General features: G+C 51.6%; 20 protein-coding genes. 4 read left to right on the top strand and 16 right to left on the bottom strand.

Annotated features, from left to right (window positions below):
* Positions 1-37: 37 nt before the first annotated feature.
* Positions 38-907, bottom strand: a complete 870-nt coding sequence (locus tag ERD80_RS04200) for an SDR family oxidoreductase (RefSeq protein WP_058776425.1) — start codon at positions 905-907, stop codon at positions 38-40.
* A 160-nt stretch (positions 908-1,067) separates the two neighbouring features.
* Positions 1,068-1,952: a LysR family transcriptional regulator gene (locus ERD80_RS04195; RefSeq protein WP_136545856.1), complete on the bottom strand. Its 885-nt coding sequence runs from the start codon at positions 1,950-1,952 to the stop codon at positions 1,068-1,070.
* A 96-nt stretch (positions 1,953-2,048) separates the two neighbouring features.
* Here ERD80_RS04195 and ERD80_RS04190 point away from each other — a divergent pair, with 96 nt between their 5' ends.
* On the top strand, positions 2,049-2,828 hold the full coding sequence (locus ERD80_RS04190; RefSeq protein WP_136545854.1) for an NAD(P)H-dependent oxidoreductase: 780 nt from the start codon (positions 2,049-2,051) through the stop codon (positions 2,826-2,828).
* Positions 2,829-2,865: 37 nt separating this feature from the next.
* Here ERD80_RS04190 and ERD80_RS04185 read toward each other — a convergent pair whose 3' ends face one another.
* From ERD80_RS04185 to ERD80_RS04120, 14 genes are all read right to left on the bottom strand, one after another.
* The gene (locus ERD80_RS04185) at positions 2,866-3,195 is read right to left on the bottom strand and encodes a DUF1493 family protein (protein ID WP_058757234.1); all 330 of its coding nucleotides are present in this window, start codon (positions 3,193-3,195) and stop codon (positions 2,866-2,868) included.
* A 143-nt stretch (positions 3,196-3,338) separates the two neighbouring features.
* On the bottom strand, positions 3,339-4,217 hold the full coding sequence (locus ERD80_RS04180) for an AraC family transcriptional regulator (RefSeq protein ID WP_136545852.1): 879 nt from the start codon (positions 4,215-4,217) through the stop codon (positions 3,339-3,341).
* Between the two features lie 399 nt (positions 4,218-4,616).
* Positions 4,617-5,624 (bottom strand): restriction endonuclease, encoded by a 1,008-nt coding sequence (locus ERD80_RS04175; protein ID WP_136545850.1) that lies wholly within the window; start codon positions 5,622-5,624, stop codon positions 4,617-4,619.
* Between the two features lie 258 nt (positions 5,625-5,882).
* Positions 5,883-6,224, bottom strand: coding sequence for a TA system toxin CbtA family protein (locus tag ERD80_RS04170; RefSeq protein ID WP_049017155.1), 342 nt, complete (start codon positions 6,222-6,224; stop codon positions 5,883-5,885).
* A 20-nt stretch (positions 6,225-6,244) separates the two neighbouring features.
* Positions 6,245-6,586 carry a type IV toxin-antitoxin system YeeU family antitoxin gene (locus tag ERD80_RS04165; protein WP_049243960.1) on the bottom strand — a complete coding sequence of 114 codons (342 nt, stop codon included), beginning with the start codon at positions 6,584-6,586 and terminating at the stop codon, positions 6,245-6,247.
* A 10-nt stretch (positions 6,587-6,596) separates the two neighbouring features.
* Positions 6,597-7,139 (bottom strand): DNA repair protein RadC, encoded by a 543-nt coding sequence (radC, locus tag ERD80_RS04160; protein ID WP_049017157.1) that lies wholly within the window; start codon positions 7,137-7,139, stop codon positions 6,597-6,599.
* 12 nt (positions 7,140-7,151) lie between these two features.
* Positions 7,152-7,595 carry an antirestriction protein gene (locus ERD80_RS04155; protein ID WP_058771417.1) on the bottom strand — a complete coding sequence of 148 codons (444 nt, stop codon included), beginning with the start codon at positions 7,593-7,595 and terminating at the stop codon, positions 7,152-7,154.
* Positions 7,596-7,625: 30 nt separating this feature from the next.
* Positions 7,626-8,447: a DUF932 domain-containing protein gene (locus ERD80_RS04150; protein WP_049017158.1), complete on the bottom strand. Its 822-nt coding sequence runs from the start codon at positions 8,445-8,447 to the stop codon at positions 7,626-7,628.
* 120 nt (positions 8,448-8,567) lie between these two features.
* Positions 8,568-9,041, bottom strand: a complete 474-nt coding sequence (locus ERD80_RS04145) for a hypothetical protein (RefSeq protein ID WP_049017159.1) — start codon at positions 9,039-9,041, stop codon at positions 8,568-8,570.
* 71 nt (positions 9,042-9,112) lie between these two features.
* Positions 9,113-9,565, bottom strand: a complete 453-nt coding sequence (locus ERD80_RS04140) for a hypothetical protein (protein ID WP_077258843.1) — start codon at positions 9,563-9,565, stop codon at positions 9,113-9,115.
* 35 nt (positions 9,566-9,600) lie between these two features.
* Positions 9,601-10,317 carry a WYL domain-containing protein gene (locus ERD80_RS04135; protein WP_048291793.1) on the bottom strand — a complete coding sequence of 239 codons (717 nt, stop codon included), beginning with the start codon at positions 10,315-10,317 and terminating at the stop codon, positions 9,601-9,603.
* Between the two features lie 243 nt (positions 10,318-10,560).
* Entirely contained in the window at positions 10,561-11,436 is an 876-nt protein-coding gene (locus ERD80_RS04130) for a GTPase family protein (protein ID WP_048291792.1), read from the bottom strand.
* A 194-nt stretch (positions 11,437-11,630) separates the two neighbouring features.
* Entirely contained in the window at positions 11,631-12,647 is a 1,017-nt protein-coding gene (locus ERD80_RS04125) for a hypothetical protein (protein WP_048291791.1), read from the bottom strand.
* A 287-nt stretch (positions 12,648-12,934) separates the two neighbouring features.
* Entirely contained in the window at positions 12,935-13,852 is a 918-nt protein-coding gene (locus tag ERD80_RS04120; protein ID WP_048291789.1) for a hypothetical protein, read from the bottom strand.
* A 415-nt stretch (positions 13,853-14,267) separates the two neighbouring features.
* Here ERD80_RS04120 and ERD80_RS04115 point away from each other — a divergent pair, with 415 nt between their 5' ends.
* From ERD80_RS04115 to ERD80_RS04105, 3 genes are all read left to right on the top strand, one after another.
* Positions 14,268-14,846, top strand: coding sequence for an inovirus-type Gp2 protein (locus ERD80_RS04115; RefSeq protein WP_058771416.1), 579 nt, complete (start codon positions 14,268-14,270; stop codon positions 14,844-14,846).
* A 107-nt stretch (positions 14,847-14,953) separates the two neighbouring features.
* Positions 14,954-15,160 (top strand): AlpA family transcriptional regulator, encoded by a 207-nt coding sequence (locus tag ERD80_RS04110; protein ID WP_049243962.1) that lies wholly within the window; start codon positions 14,954-14,956, stop codon positions 15,158-15,160.
* A gap of 95 nt (positions 15,161-15,255) precedes the next feature.
* Positions 15,256-15,879 (top strand): hypothetical protein, encoded by a 624-nt coding sequence (locus ERD80_RS04105; RefSeq protein WP_058771415.1) that lies wholly within the window; start codon positions 15,256-15,258, stop codon positions 15,877-15,879.
* The last annotated feature ends 27 nt before the right edge of the window (positions 15,880-15,906 follow it).

The following is a 15,906-nucleotide window of genomic DNA, read 5'->3' as shown; positions in this document are numbered from 1 at the left end:
ATCCAGAAAAACTGCCGCGCGCAGCGGCAGCGTGATATCAGAGATGGGTGTAATAGGCAGGCGTATCGAGCTCGCTCAGCAGGTCCGGGCGGGTTGCAGACCAGTCCAGCAGCGTGCGCGTGCGCTGGCTGGAGACCGCCATGTTGCCCGCCGCCATGTTGGCGAACCAGCCAAAGTGTGCCCGGTCGCGCTCGCCGCTGGGTAATCCGAGCTGGCGTCCAATCGTCTCCGCGATTGCGCGGAACGGCACCGCCTCATCGGCCACCGCGTGATAAACGCGTTCGGTGACGCCCTGCTCCAGCGCCAGCCGATAGACGCGCGCCGCATCGCGACGGTGCACGCCGGACCAGCAGTTCTCACCGCTGCCGCACCAGGCGGAAATCCCGCTCTCACGCGCCAGCCGCACCAGAATCGGCACGAAACCGTGGTCGCCGAGGCCATGTACCGACGGCGCCAGCCGCACTGTCGCCACGTGCACGCCGCGCTGTGATAGCGCCTGCGCCGCCGCTTCCGACTGACGCGGTGACACCGGCTGCGGCTGATCCAGCTCCGTCGCCCCGCGCGCCATACCGGACAGGCCGGACGTCACCAGCAGCATGCGATCCGATCCGGCAATCGCCTCGCCGAGCAGCTCGATCACCTGACGGTCCTGCTCGCAGTTCTGCACGAAGCGCGAGAAATCGTGGTTAAACGCGGTATGAATGATGGCGTCTGCGGATTGCGCGGCGTCACGCAGCACGTCAGCATCCTCCAGCGAACCGCGAATAACCTGTGCGCCAGTGACGGCCAGCGCCACGGCTTTTTCCGCCGAACGCGCCAGCCCTGTTACCTGATGGCCCGCCGCGATCAACTCTTCCACCACCGCTGAACCTACCCAGCCGGTGGCCCCGGTGACAAATATCTGCATGGTCTTCTCTCCTGCACGTTAAAACGCGAGTGTTTCGTCGTGTTGATATGATGCGTGCTGTGGAGCGGTGGCGCTAATCGCATCAGCAATGCAGGAGCAAGCCTTGTCGGACAAGGCCTGAGGGCATGAAGACCGCGACTTATTCGGCGAGAGTTCAGGTTTATAGCGCCGCGACAATCTGCTGGCGCAGCCATTGCTGGGCGGGATCGCGATGCAGGCGCTCGTGCCACAGCATCAGGATGTCAAACCCTTCAATCTCCAGCGGCGGTGCAAGCACGCGGAGCTGCGGCGCGTTTCGCACCAGGCGCTCCGGCAGCACGGCGACCAAATCACTGTTGGCCAGCGTATCGAGCATAAACAGGAAATGCGGCACCGAGAGCGCGACGCGGCGCGTGCGGCCGAGCGTTGCCAGCGCGCGATCGGTGGCTGCACTAAAGCCGCCGCCATCCGGCGAAACCATCACAAACTCCAGCTGACAAAAGCGATCCAGCGTCAGGGGCTGCTGCAGCTGTGGATGATCGTGCCGGCCGGCCAGCACGTAGCGCTCGCTGAACAAGCGGCGCTGATGCAGCGTCGGCGGCGCGTTGTCGCCGGTGTGAAACACTATATCCAGCTCGCCCTTCTCCAGTTGCTGCGCCACCTGTGGCGGATTGAGTGCAAACACCGCCATGCGGCTGCGCGGTGCCGCTTCACGAATGAGTTTCAGCGCCGGCAGGATCAGTGCCGATGACATGTAATCGGTGGCGGCAATGCGCCAGGTGAGCTCCGCGCGCGCCGGATCGAACGCTGCCGGCGGTGCCACCGCGCGCTCCAGCGCTTCCAGCGCCAGACGCAGCGGCTCGCGCAGGGCCTCGGCGCGGGCGGTGGGCAGCATGCCGCGCGGACCGGGCAACAGCAACGGATCGTCAAACAGCACCCGCAGGCGCGCCAGCTGGGCGCTCACCGACGGCTGCGACAGATTGAGGCGCTGCGCCGCGCGCGTCACGTTCTGTTCCACCAGCAGCACGTCTAAGGTTTGCAACAGATTCAAATCCAGCGCGTGCATATTCGTGCCATCTATACCTGAGATATTAGTAATTGATTTCTACTATAGCCAGCACTGGCTTAACCTGCAGCGGTTTTCATCTCACAGGATACCGCCATGAATGTTTTGATTGTGTATGCCCATCCAGAACCGCGCTCGCTGAATGGATCGCTGAAAGACTTTGCCGTGAATCATCTGCAGCAGGCGGGACATCAGGTGCAGGTGTCAGATCTGTACGCCATGCAGTGGAAAGCGCCGCTGGATGCCGCCGACACGCTGGCGCCCCCGGTGGGCGCACATTTTGATGCCACGCTGGATTCGCGTTTCGCCTACGACAACCAGCTGCAGGCAACGGACATTGCCGCCGAGCAGGAGAAGCTGCGCTGGGCCGACACGGTGATTTTTCAGTTTCCGCTGTGGTGGTTTTCGATGCCGGCGATCATGAAAGGCTGGTTTGACCGCGTGTATGCCAACGGTTTCGCCTATGGCGTCGGCGAGCACAACGATCACCACTGGGGCGATCGCTACGGCGAAGGCACGCTCGCCGGCAAGCGCGCCATGCTGGTGGTGACCACCGGCGGCTGGGAGTCGCACTACGCGCCGCGCGGCATCAACGGCCCGATTGAGGACCTGCTGTTTCCGATCCAGCACGGCATGCTGTTCTATCCCGGCTTCAGCGTGTTACCACCGCTGGTGCTGTATCGCGTGCAGAAGTCGGCGCAGGAACGCTTTGCCGACTGGTGCGCCGCGCTGGCGCAACGACTGGATCGCTTAGCGCAGGATCAACCGATTGCCTTCCGTCGCCAGAACGGCGGTGAATATGCGATTCCGGCGCTGACGCTGCGCGAGGATCTTGCGGAAGGCGAGCGCGGATTTGGCGTGCACGTGGCGCGCTGAGCCGCAGGCCGCCAAACCGCAGCGGCGCGCTGCCGTATTATTCAAACAGCCAGCGCCCCGCCTGCGCCGACGCAATCAGCATGCCCAGCGTGAAATCCGGCACTACCGGCACTTCACGTTTATTGAACGGGTTGAGGATTTGCGCCAGCGACGGTTCGTCCGGGTAGTAGGTTTCAATAGCGAAATTCGCGCGATCGACCGCGAACTCGCTGAAAAACTCCTCCATCAGCGCGGCGGCTTCGTCGCGCTCGAAGTTGAGATCGCTGTCGATATCAATCTGCGGCGTGAGCGTTTTCTGCTTGAACAGATACACGCCGTCATAGCGCCGCACCAGTTCATAGATACGCTGTTCGAGTTGCTCTGTCATCGTCGCCTCTTCGCCTGTGCTGATAGGATCGCAGGGCATTTTGCCATGCCTTGCCGCGAGGCAGGAGGAAAAAAATGCCAGCCGTGAATACGTATCGCAATCCTGCATAAAAATCCCGATAGCCATTGCTACCGGGACCCTTATCACTTAAGCGGCAGATAGATATCCGTCAGCAATTCGTGTTCCGCCACTTCATGCACGAAGTTGTGATAGTGGAAGAACAGCGGGAAATCGCGCAGCTCTTCGCCGCTGGCGGGCAGCCATTCGCTGTAGAGCGATCGTGCCAGCTCGGTCAGCGCGCTGTGCGAGCCGTGATGACGCAGCACCGCGCAGCGTCCGCCGGGAATGGTGCTGTTAACGACACCAAAGGCGTTGTCTTCATTAATCGGTGCAGTCACCGAACCGCAAAGGTGATACTGAAAATCCCCGGCTGGCGTGCTGGCCGGATCGTGCGGCGCGACGCCGAACGTCTGGCTGCTGCGCACCGGCGATGCTCCGCTGCTTTTGCGCCAGGCAATAAACTGCGCCGCCGTTTCGTTGATGCGCTGCGGATCGCCGTGATGCGTGAGCATCGCCACCGGCGTGGTGGGAAACATTTTAATCTCTACTGACATACTCTCTCTCCGTTTGACGGGTGGCTGAGGCATGCGCTGATGCCAGGTCATCCAAACCGGCTGCTGACGAAATTCACTCGGCGTCACGTCAAATACCTGCTTAAAGGCGCGACTGAATGATTCGGCATGCTGAAAACCGGCATCGAGCGCAATCTCAATGATTTTCTCGTGCGGATTGAATGCCAGCCGGTACGACGCCCGCTTGAGCCGCATCAGCTGGATGTAACGCCCCGGCGGCATGCCGCACCAGGCGCTGAACTGGCGGTGAAAGTGGTACGGCGAAAAGTGCGCCACTTCACTCAGTTGCTCCAGCAGCAGCGCTTCATCAAGATGGCGTTCGATGTAGTCGAACACCTTGTCAAAGCGCTTGCAGTAGGTCTCGCGGTGATGGTTTTTGTTTACTGGCATAGCATCCTCTCTGGGGAATGAGTATGCCCGTGTGGCTGGGAGTGGGCCTGATGGATCTTGCGGAGTTTTGAGGGAGAGTAAAGCGCGGTGATGATTTTTGCTGTGAATCAGCGGGGGTGATTATGCGCTTAAATTGCGCGATTATTTGAGGGCGTAGCAGGTTCGGGATTCATGCTTTTTAGGCACTAAATAGGATAGATGAACGGTTAATGCTAAATGGTGCGAAGGCCGGACTCGAATTTCACACCTAATAGACTGATATCAATGTTTTTTAGAAACAGGGTTAAATAGTTATACCCACACTTGTACCCACACGTTGTAATCCGTATAAAAAATAGACATTTCGAGTGGGTATAAAGCCATAGCAGTAGAACACTGTTATGGCTGTCGAAGCAAGACTCAGGCAGGCAGGAACGTTTTCTTCAGAGGCACCAAAAGTTTAGTCTCGATATCAACTTGTTCGTAGTTCTCAATAAGCGCACGGACGAGATCATCAAGCGTCCAGAGCGTTAGTGGTATCGTCGAACGGTCGGCTTCATATCGAGCATCTTTTGTAAAACCACCGGTACTGACATAAAGCCCGCGATCATCTTTATGGCGACCTCCGATAAAGCTGCGGATCTGTTGGCTTCCCATTTGCTCCCTGCGATGTTTTACCTCAACGATAATACGTGGATTTTCAAAACCGAATCCATCAGGTGAAGCAATGATATCTTTACCCCGATCGGCTCCCGCAGGTGACATCTGCGTTTTATAACCCATACTGCGTAAAACTCCGGCAACCAGATTTTGCATCTCGTCCCAGTCAAGAGAGTTAATGCGATCTTTGATACCTTCAAACGCGAGCATTTCCATATCGCGGAGCGGATCAGAAACGACCTCATCTTCATCCATCGCAATTGGATTCTGTGTAATCACATCTACAGTGGGTTTCTTATCCTGCAAAAGCTCTTCTAGAGCATATTCTGGAAGCTGGAAAACCGTCAGCGTAGAGCCCAATGTGTTTTTGGTAGCAACAGACAATCGATCGCGATCGATTTCTTCAGTATTCCATTTTACCTGTCGAGCGATTCCCATCCCCTCTTCCACCCATTCAGGGTGGTACTGGAAATCAGATGTAACTTTACCTAGCAGATAAGTACGGTTGGCAGGCGAATAGGTAATAACCCAATCACCCTTTTGGATTTCGTTCACAAAACGCCAGACCTGCGATGCACCAGAACGCGCAGTTCCCAGCTTTGTTAATGGATCTGCCTCCTGGTATAAGGCGAGTAACTGAGCTCGGGACAGGCCGGGTTTGACTAATGGAGCCAGCTGAGACCAACCGATGCCTACAATTTGCTTATCGCGAAAATCGTCATAGAGCTTGCCGCCGTCACCACGGATCATCCACATTCTGTTGCCCATAGCCGTCCCTTCATGAGGAAAAGAAATTAAGCTGGATCATAAGCTTGTTCGCAGTATGCGTCAAAACCATCAATAACGACGGCCCAGCATTCCCGGATTGTGCTTGCGATAATGTGCCCAGTTAAAATTACAGCTTCAATTTGCATGATATTTCGTCCATATAAGCAAAAGCACCGGCCAGTATCGGCAGGTGCTTTCTGGAATGAGTAAATAAGTAAGGAAAGCTGCAGTGTGAATCAGAAAGGTTATTCCCAATGTTCACTGTGCCGCGCTAATACGATTTCTTTTCAATAAACCAGTTGCCTGCCGCGCCCGCAGAATATCGACTGCCCGCAGATATGGGGACTGTTCCTGCCAGTTGAATCCCCTGCGATCGATACGAACCAGTTCGTACTTTTCTACCAAAAAGTTAACGGCATCGGCCAAAGTTATACCGGCATCGATATGTTCCTGAATTACCGTTTCATCACTGAATGGTGTGTCGTTGAGTGTCAGGCCATAATGTTGTTCCAGCAGGCATGCAAGCAGCATTTGCCACACTGCTACGGGCGACAGACATAGCGTCGCCGCCTGCGGAGTTGTTGCAGGTAGAGTTTTCATATTTGCTCTTGTGAAAGTAGTTAACGATGAGTGGGGTAAACGGCGATGTATACGTAGCCGCAACTGCCAAGGGTATCGGCTTCGCAGGTGAAACCATTGTGGTACAGGGTGACACAGTGGGCATGGCGAGGATTCATTTCACCAGTAGTCAGCATCGATTCCATCTGGCTGATAAAATGCGGGAATGCCACATCCAGCTTAAGACATTCTGCTTCGCTGAACTTACCGGTAATACTGGCCCGGTCAGCCAGATAGTGCAGCCGGTTTCCCTCCTGTACCAGACGAGCGACAAAGCAAGGTGTCACATTACGATTCAGACCCCACTTGAGAAATGAATCGTTCTCTGAGTCAGTATATTTCATTGAAGTGCCCTCATATCCAGCCTCGCTCTGCAAACGACACAATTCCATCTGAACCGATAACCAGATGATCGAGAGTGTTCACATCAACCAGTACCAGCGCTTCTTTAAGCCTGCCCGTAATGTTGCGGTCACATTGGCTGGGCTCCGGATCACCCGATGAATGGTTATGCGCCAGCACAACAGCAGCAGCATTGAAGCGAAGCGCTGACTTCACCACCTCACGGGGATGGACCTGGACATGGTTAACCGAACCGGCAAATAGCGTTTCACTCTCCAGTAAACGGTGCTGGTTATCGAGATAGAGCACCATAAACACTTCCCGTTCTTGTCCTGCCAGCTGTAACCGAAGCCAGTCACGGGCAGCCGTGCTTAAGGTAAAGGACATGCCGGGCTGACGCAGATATTTATCCAGTAGATTGATAGCGCGGCGAATGGTGCGTTGGGCATAGGGAGTTAATCCGGAGGTCGCAGGTAGCAAATAACCATGCGGGGCCATAATCGCCAGTGGAAAGAGTTCAGGCTGCGTTGACACCGGGGATAATGCGGTATTCATGTCAGGTATTCCTCAGTCGAATAGATGCATAATGGCGCTGCATTCCGGATGGTTTAGCGCGTAGTCGCGTAAGAGATAATAGTGTTCAGTCATCGCGTCACACTCGGTGCGACAGGCATGGTGGTTGTAAGCCATCAGACAGGCGACCATCCCTGCAGCTTCACTGGTAAGCTCTGCGCCATTGCCGTTCATGCTGTTGAACAATGCCCACGTCTTATCGTGCTCTGACTCAGGAGCCATGAAAGCACCGCCGTTGCTGAGTGTCGAAAAGCGCCAGATACCACCGTGGTAATCGGCACACAGCCGATCCATCCAGGCGAAAATGCGAGGTTCAAGGGTTATCCATTGTGGGATGGAGCCAAAGTGCTGCGGCCAGAAGCCGATGCGTAGCTCGTCAGGGACCACCGAGGCAGTAATTGCGGTATGCTCCGCGAACTGATGATTTTGTGTATTCATTAAACTATCTCCTTATGCCGGAACTGTTGTTTAACGCCCGAAAAAATCGAGCATGTTTTCTGCCATTACCCACAGGGCACGATTGAGCTTCACATCACCATCAATACCGGTAACAGCACGGGTGCGGCTGCTTTTCCCCTGTGCGGTTCGCCCTGACAGACCTCCTTTCATCAGGTTCTCCTGCACGCGCTGGTAGACGGTCCACAGGTCATCGCTGTAGTCCTCCCGGCGACGTGGGGTCAGCAACTGCGATACCGTGACCGGCTGGTGGTCTTCACCAAAGCGATACTTCAGCGCGGCATTCGCCAGGGCGTTACGGGCGGGTTCTGGCAGTGCCAGTGACTGCATTACATCGCGCTTCTCCTCCACCCGGTCAAATACACCGAGCACTTCGTAAGCCCCTTCAATCACCTTCTCAACAACATTCCCTTTATGCGGTACCCGCACTTCGCCGAATGACTGGCCGCAGACCAGGCCGTTGGTACAGACGCCGCGAAATAGTCCCGGCAGCATCTGGTAGCTCGAGGAGCCGTCATGGCTGTTGAGCAGGATGATTTCCGGTACCTGATGCCCGGTAAGTTGACCGGCACGACGCAGGCGAAGCATGTGTTTGGTGTGTTCCCGCTTGCTCTGGTCACGGACCTTTGTCTGGCAGGCAAAGAACGGCTCAAAGCCTTCACGCTGCAGGCTTTCGAGGATGGTGATGGTCGGGATGTAGGTGTAACGGTCTGAACGAGATTCATGCTTGTCACTCCCGAACACGCTGGGGACATGACTCATCAGCTCTTCGTTGGTCAAAGGTCGGTCACGGCGTATCTGATTTATACGGCCAAAGCGGCTGGCTAATCGCATAGCTAACTCCTTATCTGATAATCAAATAAAAACAAAAAAGGCCATGTTCCCGAAGGAGCATGGCCTGTTGCTATCTGGTGTTGGTATGTTGTGGGGTGGAGAGGTCTGAAATGTAAGTAACTAATCGCTGTAATGTGTGGTCCGGCATTCACTGAGGTCAGACAGCTCTTTCTGCGTATTCTTCAGCCCCGGACTGAAGGTGCCGACTTTTTTATCGTTGACGTAAACATCAAAATTCGCAGCCTGGCTCAGGGCGTCAATAAATGACACCCAAGCATTGTCACCGTTTCGCCAGCCCAGGGATGACGGTAACGGATACTGACTGTTATCCATGACGACCGTTATTTCCGTCCCGTCGTCATGAGAACTTACTGATGTTCCATCAGGCAGGGTGAGATCAACACCGTGTTGCAGAATATTCTGCGCATCCGGATTGCCAGTACAGTTCAGATTAAACACCACCTTATCCGGGCTGGTAATGATATATTCGGTCACGCCCATCCCAAAACCACTCGTCCACATATTGGGAATAGCCTGTGCTGTTGATACAGAAGCCAGCATAGCTAATGTAACTATTACGTAAGGCAGTCGCATAATGTTGCCCTCAAATCATGTAATAAAGCTTTTGTTGTTTAAAACAATAAAGTAATGAAAAAACAGTTGGATTATTTTATTTGTTTGTAGCGAAACGCTTCTTTCCCGGCATAAATCCCGACGAGATCGTCATAACGAGGGTCCTTTTTATTCGGGCGGAACGTTACTTTCATATCCGGACTGCACATATCCTTTATGGTCAGATTGAATTCTTTACCTGGCGTAATGGTATACCCTATTGCCACATCGTCTTTACTGGGAGTGATCCACCCCCATATGCCACCCGGACAATCTCTGGAAGGTTTCGAGCGAACAACAATAAACCATCCCATTGAATCCACTTCCGTCGCTGTACACAGTTTTCTGACCTGTCGGTGAGCATCGCACCAGAAGATATTCCCACTCTTATTATTCACTGCCGCAGGCAGGAACCCGCTATAAGGACGTGCTGCATGAGCATTACCTGCGATAAGTAAGGGGAACAACATGACTGGTAGTAAAGACAATAAGTTCAATTTTTTCATTGCATTAACCTTACATTTAATTATGGAGACCATCTCTAATCAGTTTGTCCGGATTGCCCCCGACTTTCTGATGGAGAAAATGAATTCAGCGACTGTTGAATAAAACGGAAATGAGGTAAGGCTAAGATAAAATGTTTGTCCTCCGACAGCTGATGGAGAAGCTCACTGCGAATAAATGTTTCCCGGGATGGCCTTACCAGATGAATCTCATCCAACCGGAAGACACGTAATTGCCTGTTATATTCAGCGACCAGATACCAGTAACCATCCAGGGCGATTAGCCGGTAAGGTGCAACGGCCTCATGACGCTCCCCTTCAGTCAGAATGGTGATGCGCTGACATCCCGAAATAGCTCTGACCAGCCTGTAGAAGCAGAGCTTTCCTGCCGGGGGATGAGGTCTGTCCTGATGCCATACCAGACAAGGTCGCTCATCACAGTCCAGCAGGCTGCTAACCAGTCGTCGGTCAAAGCCCGGGAAAACCCCGGCCAACCCCGTGCGGTCAGCAAAGGTCAGAATATCTATTTCCTGCCGCGTACTGTGAATATCTGAGCGCAGACTGCACTGCCCCTGGTAGTAATCCAGGTCGAGATACATCAGACGTTCCCGAAAGTCACGACGTAACGTGCGCTCTGACACCCCGAATTCAGTTGCCAGTTTGCGAATAAACAGAGTTTCACCGGACACCAGGCGGCTGATAATCAACGACAACCTGACGGCAAGCCGGTCATGTCGCCGCTCCTGAAACGTCATGAAAGATTTCTCCTGAGAAGTTAACTCTCTGAATTAATGCTGATTACTTTAAAGGAAGGGATGGACAGGGTATGGACAACATCGGAACTATTTTTTATGAGCAGCACGGGCTTGTGGGCGCTCGTCTGACAGATAATGATACTTCGCCTGATTTAATTGATGATAAAACGTAGTGGAAAGGACGTGTCCACAATCAACACATCATTAACAACCAGTTCATCATTCGCAGAGAAAATTGCGATATCAGAAGAATATCCAGACCCAGACGGCCCGTGCGACCGACACCACCGCATCACGCACGCTACGAATCACCGTTTTCAGCGATGCAGGCATGAACGAAGATGATTCTGCTGTATCGAAAACCCGGCCCACAGCTTCACCAAAATCGTTACGGGCTTGCGACTTTACCGGCTCTGTGCATAGCCTCCCGTGCAGTTGTGTCGCTACCGGGCTGGTGGCGCGGTCAGGCAGACAGCGCATCATGGCTGCCACCATCTCCTCAATGCCCCAGCCAGTGCGGGCTGACACCACACAGACCGGATGATGCGGTTTAAACATCGCCATAATTGCAGCCTGCTTCGCTTTAAGATTTCCCAGTTGGTGCGGTGAAGGTTTGCTGGTGAGGGTATCCCATTCATAACAGGGTTCGATTTTGTCGGCCTGGTTAATCACAAACTGTACCTTTTGCCTGTAAGGTTGCATCACGCCGTGCCACAACTGCTCGTCCACGGTCAGTGCCCTATCATCGGCCTTAATGATCCACAGCACCAGATCCAGCTCCGGCAGGATTCGACGGTACAGGGCCCGGTACTCATGATCCCGTCGCCCGCTTTCACCTACACCCGGTAAATCGACAATCACCAGACTGTGACAACCGCTGCACAGCCGGAAGCGCAGTACGTCGCGAGTACAGGCGTTCACGTCACTCACCGGGGACACCTCGCCCCGGAAAAGTTCGTTGCAGAGAGAGGATTTACCAGCACCACTTTTGCCCATGATGCCAATCACCGGCTCGTAGTGAGTCAGGTTCTGGATACGTTCAAGAATAAGCTGGCGAAGCGTGCACGGAAGCGACGCGAGCGGTTGTTCAAAGGCCTGAAGGCCGTCAGGTTTATTCATACAGTAGTCTCAGCGTGAAAAATTAAAAACCCCGCGATCCAGTCAGGAAGGCGGGGGGTTCACAGAGATGATATCTATCTGAAATTATTTTGAATTTTAGATTAATACGTAAAGGACTTTGTGTAGTCTAGGGCTGAAAGATGTCCGCTTCGTACCAAAAGCGGAAGTAGCTAACAACAGCCTGTGTTGATAGGTCATATGTGCCTTTTCGTAATTTTTACTGCCTTTGTCAGAGGTTTATCTGCGAACTGAGATCCTATCGCCTTGCCTATCTCCGTGCGATAATTCTCCATGCTATGAGCAGCGGTTTTTGTACTCAAAAATCTGGTCCAATTGCATAGATCACTCACAAGCCATGAATTTAAACTTGTGTCTATGTACTCTTCACCGTTGGTGGCGAACTCATTAGGGTGGTCGCAGAAACCATATGAACGTGGGGGAACGGTTGGTACTAAATCACCAAGTCGGCGTATCTGGATTGGATAATTGTCGAAACAATTCAGATAGAAACCAGCATCAGCATACCTTGGTGCACCGAATATACACGCCGTAGCTGGCCATTGTGTTATCAGAGACTTCGATACTGCCGCTACGGCTCCGCCCAATGAATGGCCAGCGAGTACAACATGCTCGATAGATGAACGGTCTGCTTCAGGTATTGCGTCAAAAATGCGCTTTGTTATCCGAACGGCTTCTTCCGCAAAACCACTATGCAATCCACCAGATATAATTTTTTTATCTTCAATGTGGCAATGGTCAAACCAATGATATTTTGTTACGCGGTGAGCGGAATCCACGCGCACAAGCTCTGCACGTAAGTTAACCTTCCAGTCGAACAGCAGTGCCGTACCACGGAATCCAATGAACATAATCCCGTCGATTACCACTCCAACCACTACAATCCCTGCAGATGACGCAATGAAGGGTTTTGGTAGTTCCGCATCAATGAAAGCTTCGAAAACATTTTCACTGCCCCGGATACCTTGGTCGACCAATATCTGATAGCCTTCACTCGGGACTCTGTAGAGCTTTGCGCGTTTATGCTTATCCACTTCCCATTCTGGTACCAAGTGATAAGACATTTCGGCAAAAAGCGCGGCAAGGTATCTCAGTTCCGGAGCATTCACATTAAGCGGGCTGTTCTGTGTTATGTTGAGAGCTCGGATCAGCGTGTGAATTTCATTAAAAGCGAAATCTTCCCACCTATTCATTAATATTCCTCAATTCTCAATCGCATTGACAAATACAGAGGCTATCACCCAGCATTACCAGAATGCTAGTATTCCTTCTGCAGCCTCTAGAGTTACGCCATTAATTGTATTTTTCGATTCAAAACGTCCGCTCCTCGCTCACAGCTGACCTTCAACTCAGTTAGCTTATACGCTTCGAGCCAGAAGCAGACACTCTAGTAAGCATGCAACCGCTCCAACTTCCATACCTCGCCATATTAATCCTTCACAATGAGAAATCAGACGAAGAAACCACTGGGATCACAATGCTATTTAGCAGATCGCCGATAAGATTTTGCCGCCTGCCAGGCATGTTTCATCTTCTCAATAAACTCCAACTTCTCTTCAGGTTGGACGTTCCACACATCTATAGCCGCAATAATCATGTCATAACGCATAGACGTATTATAAGGGCGAAGATAGCCCGCTATTCGTCCTTTTCCTTTGAGATAGTCCCAGAGATATACTAACTGAGTTTCATCATCTCGTGACATCCAGTCAAAATCTGTCAGAAAAAAATCATATTGCTCAAGCCAACGCTCATGCAGTTTTCTGAAATAAGAGATCTTATCTCCAAGTGAGCATGGAGCTTCATCAATATACCTCATCACACCATTGATGAGTTCACGCTCAGTTACCGGAGTGGGGTTGTACAGATCGGTACTTGCTCCCGCGTTCAGATAAAATCGGGAGAAAACACGTTTCGGTTTTTTCGAAGCAGTAGCCTGTGGATTTGTTATCAGATCCCAATCAATATCGTCCAGGTCGAAATTAAATTTAGAGAAATCAAGCTCTGTGAGGATATTATCGTTCATTAAAAGAGAATTAAAACCACCTGAACAACCGACGTCATTCCCCAATCCACCAAGTGTCAACCCTGCAGATTTTACTGGGTATTCGAAAATATAATGGTGAGCAAACCACGATGCTCTTGGTGAACCTTTGAAACAATCAAAATAATCTTTATCAATCAGTTGCAGGTCGGCCCATTCTTTAAGTGTTTTCCGCGCAGCTTTGATTCTGTCCTGATCGCCAAGAAAATGTCGTTCAAGTATCTGAGAGATCAAACGTCGAAAATCATCCGGCGTATCATAAGTACTGCACAGTAACGAGTGATCTGTATTGAAAAAACTATCCAGCGCTTTTAGGTACATTATCTCGCTGCGGATCATATCGTAATGCAACATCGTCTCTTCCCTCTGCTTCTGACTCCCAAAAACAGATTAGCATGAGTACCTTTTTGTGTGGTGGAGTCTAGTCACAGACCTGAAGAATGACTGATTTTTAACTGATATCCTGCTGATTTTATTGTGATAATGCTCTGACTTATTACTGCGTTATTCCTGTGGTTTTACTCTACGAATCTCCTCTGTTCACCTCATTAGAATCGTTCAACAGCAGATATGAACATTTGGGTTTTTAGTATAATTAAGGGGCACTTCCTGTTTCTATACCACCCTGTTCACAACGCCTTCCCCCAATCATTAACCCTGTCTGTCATCCCCTGGATACACAGTTCCCTGTATCTGCCATATCTCCGCTTCTCTTAAAAATTACATCTCATCCCAATCCTTTGTACTCCACCTGACAAAGGATAAATCAATGCACACACCTTACCCTTTCAATTCCAGATACACGATGAACTGGTTTCTACTGTCTCTACTCAATGACCACCTGAATCAGCTACTGAACCGATACTCCCGAATACAGGCACTCAGACTCGACCTGTTCTATCAGAAAGGTACAGAGCGTTATAAACGTCATTCATGGTATGAAACCGAGCGAGAGGTACGCATGCTGGTTGAACGCACCATGAAGCACACAAATCTGGCTGGGTATTTCTGGGTACTAGAGAATTCTGTAGACCACGGCTGCCATGCCCATATCGTGTTCTATCTCGACAGGCACCTTAACCAGGCTACCTACCCAATAGCTGAGAGAGTAGGAACAATATGGCGGGAAATAACGCGACGAGAAGGCTATTACAACCGCTGCGAATACAAACCCTCTTATGAAGTCAGTATTGATAGACCGGTGAACTACGATGATACCGAAGCCATTGATAACCTGCGCTACATTATCAGCTATCTCGCCAAAGAAGAGCAAAAGCACGGTCACTATCACTACGGAGCCAGTGAGGTACCGCCCCCCAGTGGACTGGGGCGTCCTCGCACGTTGTAACTTACGTTCTGCACTTTTTTACGTATCAATCCATTGATGTGGAAGGGCTGGTAGTAACGAGCAATCAACCACCAGCTCAGAATAATCCCACAATGGAAGACAGCATTATGACAGAACAAATTTCTTTGCTTGATAACCAACTGGTGGATATGCGGTTCCTCACGAAGCTAACGGGACTTACGGATAAATGGTTCTATAAGCTGATTAAAGATGGTGACTTCCCCAAACCAGTCAAACTGGGGCGCAGTTCTCGCTGGTTAAAGAGCGAAGTAGAAAACTGGCTTCAGGAACGCATTAACCAGTCCCGTAAATAACACCACTCTGACCTACCCCCCGGCAAAAAAATAACTATCCGACTCGTTCGGAGGTTTTCTGCTGTCTGTCATTAAAGCCAGAAGGAATATGAACAATGAAAGATTACAAACCACGTTACGAAGAACTTTATAAATATTATCAGGTCTGGTTGACTGATTTTACGAAGCTGACGGTCAGATCGGGTATGTGTCACCAGAATATCTACCACCATCATACCCTGACGGTTGGCAGCCTTAAGTTTCCGGGAGAGGAAGAGGTTATTGCTATTGTCCCCCAGTGCCTGCACCGGATTATTTATGGCAGAGCAGCAGCCCCACTGACTGTTAATGATGACCTGAGTGTCAGTTTATTTACCCAGGAGCATCTGCTGGCTCACCATCCAATGCTGGAGGGGGTTTTGCTGTCTGAGTGCGTGCGTTTAAAACAACGCCCTCTGGCAAATAAGCTCATCAGTCTGTTCCGCCAGTTCGGTGGTAGCGAGCTGCGTCTGAAGCTGGTCTGGCTGTGCTGGTACGATTTGATGCTGGGTAATTGCCTTGATGACTGGACCGACAACCTCAGGTTCAAAAAAGACAAGGAGATGGATATCTGGATCAATGACCGGCAGGCTGAAAACCCTGCGCTGACCAGTCTGATGGACGAGTATGTCTGCTTTGCATGGCGGACGACAGCGGAGCCACTGAATCAGGCTTCATCCATAGTCATGCAAGGGATTTGAGGGTTATTGGGGAGTGAAAATTAATTT

Origin of the sequence: Pantoea sp. R102 (assembly GCF_004916815.1) — a bacterium.
In the GTDB taxonomy this organism is placed as follows: domain Bacteria; phylum Pseudomonadota; class Gammaproteobacteria; order Enterobacterales; family Enterobacteriaceae; genus Pantoea; species Pantoea dispersa.
Note: the sequence above shows the minus strand (reverse complement) of the source record. Positions and strands in the feature narration are given on the sequence as shown.

Bases quoted from the DNA above. Each gene is read 5' to 3' on its own strand.
- ERD80_RS04200 (WP_058776425.1), bottom strand. From the start codon at position 907: ATGCAGATATTTGTCACCGGGGCCACCGGCTGGGTAGGTTCAGCGGTG.
- ERD80_RS04195 (WP_136545856.1), bottom strand. From the start codon at position 1,952: ATGCACGCGCTGGATTTGAATCTGTTGCAAACCTTAGACGTGCTGCTG.
- ERD80_RS04190 (WP_136545854.1), top strand. From the start codon at position 2,049: ATGAATGTTTTGATTGTGTATGCCCATCCAGAACCGCGCTCGCTGAAT.
- ERD80_RS04185 (WP_058757234.1), bottom strand. From the start codon at position 3,195: ATGACAGAGCAACTCGAACAGCGTATCTATGAACTGGTGCGGCGCTAT.
- ERD80_RS04180 (WP_136545852.1), bottom strand. From the start codon at position 4,217: ATGCCAGTAAACAAAAACCATCACCGCGAGACCTACTGCAAGCGCTTT.
- ERD80_RS04175 (WP_136545850.1), bottom strand. From the start codon at position 5,624: ATGGGCAACAGAATGTGGATGATCCGTGGTGACGGCGGCAAGCTCTAT.
- ERD80_RS04170 (WP_049017155.1), bottom strand. From the start codon at position 6,224: ATGAAAACTCTACCTGCAACAACTCCGCAGGCGGCGACGCTATGTCTG.
- ERD80_RS04165 (WP_049243960.1), bottom strand. From the start codon at position 6,586: ATGAAATATACTGACTCAGAGAACGATTCATTTCTCAAGTGGGGTCTG.
- radC (WP_049017157.1), bottom strand. From the start codon at position 7,139: ATGAATACCGCATTATCCCCGGTGTCAACGCAGCCTGAACTCTTTCCA.
- ERD80_RS04155 (WP_058771417.1), bottom strand. From the start codon at position 7,595: ATGAATACACAAAATCATCAGTTCGCGGAGCATACCGCAATTACTGCC.
- ERD80_RS04150 (WP_049017158.1), bottom strand. From the start codon at position 8,447: ATGCGATTAGCCAGCCGCTTTGGCCGTATAAATCAGATACGCCGTGAC.
- ERD80_RS04145 (WP_049017159.1), bottom strand. From the start codon at position 9,041: ATGCGACTGCCTTACGTAATAGTTACATTAGCTATGCTGGCTTCTGTA.
- ERD80_RS04140 (WP_077258843.1), bottom strand. From the start codon at position 9,565: ATGAAAAAATTGAACTTATTGTCTTTACTACCAGTCATGTTGTTCCCC.
- ERD80_RS04135 (WP_048291793.1), bottom strand. From the start codon at position 10,317: ATGACGTTTCAGGAGCGGCGACATGACCGGCTTGCCGTCAGGTTGTCG.
- ERD80_RS04130 (WP_048291792.1), bottom strand. From the start codon at position 11,436: ATGAATAAACCTGACGGCCTTCAGGCCTTTGAACAACCGCTCGCGTCG.
- ERD80_RS04125 (WP_048291791.1), bottom strand. From the start codon at position 12,647: ATGAATAGGTGGGAAGATTTCGCTTTTAATGAAATTCACACGCTGATC.
- ERD80_RS04120 (WP_048291789.1), bottom strand. From the start codon at position 13,852: ATGTTGCATTACGATATGATCCGCAGCGAGATAATGTACCTAAAAGCG.
- ERD80_RS04115 (WP_058771416.1), top strand. From the start codon at position 14,268: ATGCACACACCTTACCCTTTCAATTCCAGATACACGATGAACTGGTTT.
- ERD80_RS04110 (WP_049243962.1), top strand. From the start codon at position 14,954: ATGACAGAACAAATTTCTTTGCTTGATAACCAACTGGTGGATATGCGG.
- ERD80_RS04105 (WP_058771415.1), top strand. From the start codon at position 15,256: ATGAAAGATTACAAACCACGTTACGAAGAACTTTATAAATATTATCAG.